The 2,644-nt window shown below is 73.3% G+C and carries 2 protein-coding genes and 2 pseudogenes; all 4 read left to right on the forward strand.

The features are described 5' to 3' along the window. Positions 1-267: pseudogene (locus tag PROKR_RS37150) on the forward strand (nitrate reductase molybdenum cofactor assembly chaperone); the annotation flags it as partial. Further along, positions 258-1,016 carry a respiratory nitrate reductase subunit gamma gene (gene narI / locus PROKR_RS01170; protein ID WP_036958980.1) on the forward strand — a complete coding sequence of 253 codons (759 nt, stop codon included), beginning with the start codon at positions 258-260 and terminating at the stop codon, positions 1,014-1,016. The pseudogene PROKR_RS37150 and the gene narI, both read left to right, overlap by 10 nt. A gap of 1 nt (position 1,017) precedes the next feature. Beyond that, a complete protein-coding gene (locus PROKR_RS01175) occupies positions 1,018-2,238 on the forward strand; it encodes an MFS transporter (RefSeq protein WP_036958982.1) in 1,221 nt (406 codons plus the stop codon). A gap of 89 nt (positions 2,239-2,327) precedes the next feature. Continuing rightward, positions 2,328-2,644: pseudogene (locus tag PROKR_RS01180) on the forward strand (hypothetical protein); the annotation flags it as partial.

Raw genomic sequence — 2,644 nt, forward strand, 5'->3', positions numbered from 1 at the left:
GACGGCGACGGCGCCCGCATCGTCGGCGCGCTCCTGGCCGCCCACCGCGACGGCATCGAGGTGCTCCGGCAGGCGTTGGCCGCCGAGGGCTCACCGTGGGTCGCGGCAGTGGAGGCGGTCTGCCTCACGCTGCCGCCCGTCGACGCGCGGACGCTGGAACGCGTGGCGGCGCTCGTCGCGGAGGGCCCGCCCGCCGAGCTGGTCGGGCTGACCGGGCTGCCGGGCTTCGGGGCGGACGGCGAAGGAGGCGTACAGCCGTGGAGGTGATGCTCTGGGTGGTGCTGCCGTACGTGACCTTCGCCGTGCTGATCGTCGGGTCGGTGTGGCGGTACCGGTACGACCGGTTCGGCTGGACCACCCGCTCGTCCGAGCTGTACGAGAAGCGGCTGCTGCGTATCGGGTCGCCGCTGTTCCACATCGGCCTGCTCGTGGTGATCCTGGGGCACCTCGCGGGCCTGGTGATCCCGGCTACGTGGACGGCGGCGGTCGGCATCCCGGAGGACGTCTACCACCTGGTCGCGGCGCTGGCCGGGTCGGCGGCGTCCGCCGTGCTGGTGCTCGGGCTGCTCATCCTGATCTACCGCCGACGGACCACGAGTGCCGTGTTCCTCGCGACGACCGTGATGGACAAGGTCATGTACGCGATGCTCGCGCTGTCGGTGCTGTCCGGGGCCTGGGCGACCGCCACCACGCAGCTCGTGACCGAGCACGGGTACGACTACCGGGAGACCATCTCGCCCTGGTTCCGCTCACTCTGGTACCTCCAGCCGCAGCCCGAGCTGATGGCCGGGGTGCCCGTCGCCTTCCAGGTGCACATCGTGGCCGCGTTCCTGCTGTTCGCGCTGTGGCCGTTCACGCGGCTCGTGCACGCGTTCTCCGCCCCGGTGCCGTACCTGTTCCGGCCGTACGTCGTGTACCGCTCGCGCGACGAGGGGCGTGCCGCTCCCGGCGGGTCCGGTGCGCACCGCCCCCGTCCGGGTTGGGAGCCGCCCACCGGACCTGCCAGGAGGAGCTGACATGGCCCAGGCACCACCCAGCCGGGCGAGCCGGCGGACCGAGACGAGCGGGACGTCGTCGTCGGGCGTGCAGCTCGCGCTGGCCACCGTGGGCTTCGCGGTGAACTTCTGGGCGTGGGCGCTGATCAGCCCGCTCGGCAAGGCGTACGGGGTCGAGTACGCGCTGACCGACCTGCAGCAGTCGGTGCTCGTCGCCGTGCCCGTGCTGGTCGGGTCCGTGGGGCGCATCCCCGTGGGAGCGCTGACCGACCGGTTCGGCGCGCGGACGATGTTCCCGCTGGTCAGTGCGCTGACGATCATCCCGGTGCTGTTCGTGGGGCTGGTCGCCGACTCGTACGCGGCGCTGATCGTGGGCGGGTTCCTGCTCGGGCTGGGCGGCACGACCTTCGCGATCGGCGTGCCGTTCGTCAACGCGTGGTTCGCGCCCGAGCGCCGGGGTACCGCGCTCGGGATCTTCGGCGTCGGGATGGGCGGCACGGCGATCTCGTCGTTCACCACCGTGCCGCTGGCCGACGCGTTCGGGCGATGGACGCCGTTCGTGCTGGTCGCGGCGATCCTGGCGGTCTTCGCGGTGGCCTCGTGGTTCCTGCTGCACGACGCCCCGGGCCGGGCCTCGGGCGCCGCCGGTGGCATGCTGGCGCGCACCTGGTCCATCCTCAAGCTGCCCGCGACCCTGCAGCTGTCCTGGCTGTACGCCGTCGGGTTCGGCGGATTCGTGGCGTTCAGCGTGTACCTGCCGACGTTCCTCGCCAATGCCTACGACCTCGAGGCCGCCGACGCCGCGACCCGCACCGCCGGGTTCGTGGTGCTCGCCGTGGTGATGCGCCCGGTGGGCGGGATGCTGTCGGACCGGCTCGGGCCGGTGAACGTGTCGGTCTGGTGCTTCGCCGCGGTGACGCTGCTGGCGGCCGTCGTGGCGTTCAAGCCGGGGCTCGTCCCGGTGGGCACCATCGCGTTCCTGGGGCTCGCGGCGGCGCTCGGGGCGTCGTCGGGGGCCACGTTCGCGCTGGTGGCGAAGGTCGCGCCCGCGGACAAGGTCGGCGGGGTGACCGGCGTCGTCGGTGCCGCCGGCGGGCTCGGCGGGTTCGTGCCGCCCCTGATCATGGGCGCGGTCTACCAGCTCAACGGCGACTACGGCGTGGGGTTCGCGCTGCTGGCGGCGACGGGGCTGGCCACTCTGCTGTTCACGCTGGGACCGGTACGGCGGGGGGCGCGGGGCTGAGCACCGGTTCCCGTACGCTCACAGGGAAGGGTGCCGGGTTGTGAGGCACAGGTAACCCCGGCAGAACCCTGTTCGCATAGCGTCGTCCCATGGAGTCCGGGTTGCGGAGCGTCACGGAGCACGTCGAGCGCGTGGTCACGCTGGTCGCGCCGCTGCCCGTCGTCCGGCTGGACCTGGTGGACGCCGACGGCGCGACCCTCGCCGAGGACCAGCACGCCCAGGTCTCGGTCCCGCCGTTCGTGAGCGCCGCGATGGACGGTTACGCCGTCCGGCTGGCCGACCTCCCGCCCGACGGCGCGCCGGTGACGCTGCGGGTGACGGGTGACATCGCGGCCGGCGCCGCCGACGGGACCGGGATCAGCCCGGGGCAGGCCGTGCGGATCATGACCGGCGCCCCGCTCCCGCC

Origin of the sequence: Promicromonospora kroppenstedtii DSM 19349 (assembly GCF_000515355.1) — a bacterium.
Taxonomy (GTDB): Bacteria; Actinomycetota; Actinomycetes; order Actinomycetales; family Cellulomonadaceae; genus Promicromonospora; species Promicromonospora kroppenstedtii.

What these genes read in the sequence shown, in the direction of transcription:
- PROKR_RS01175 (WP_036958982.1), top strand. Translation starts at nt 1,018, where the DNA reads ATGGCCCAGGCACCACCCAGCCGGGCGAGCCGGCGGACCGAGACGAGC.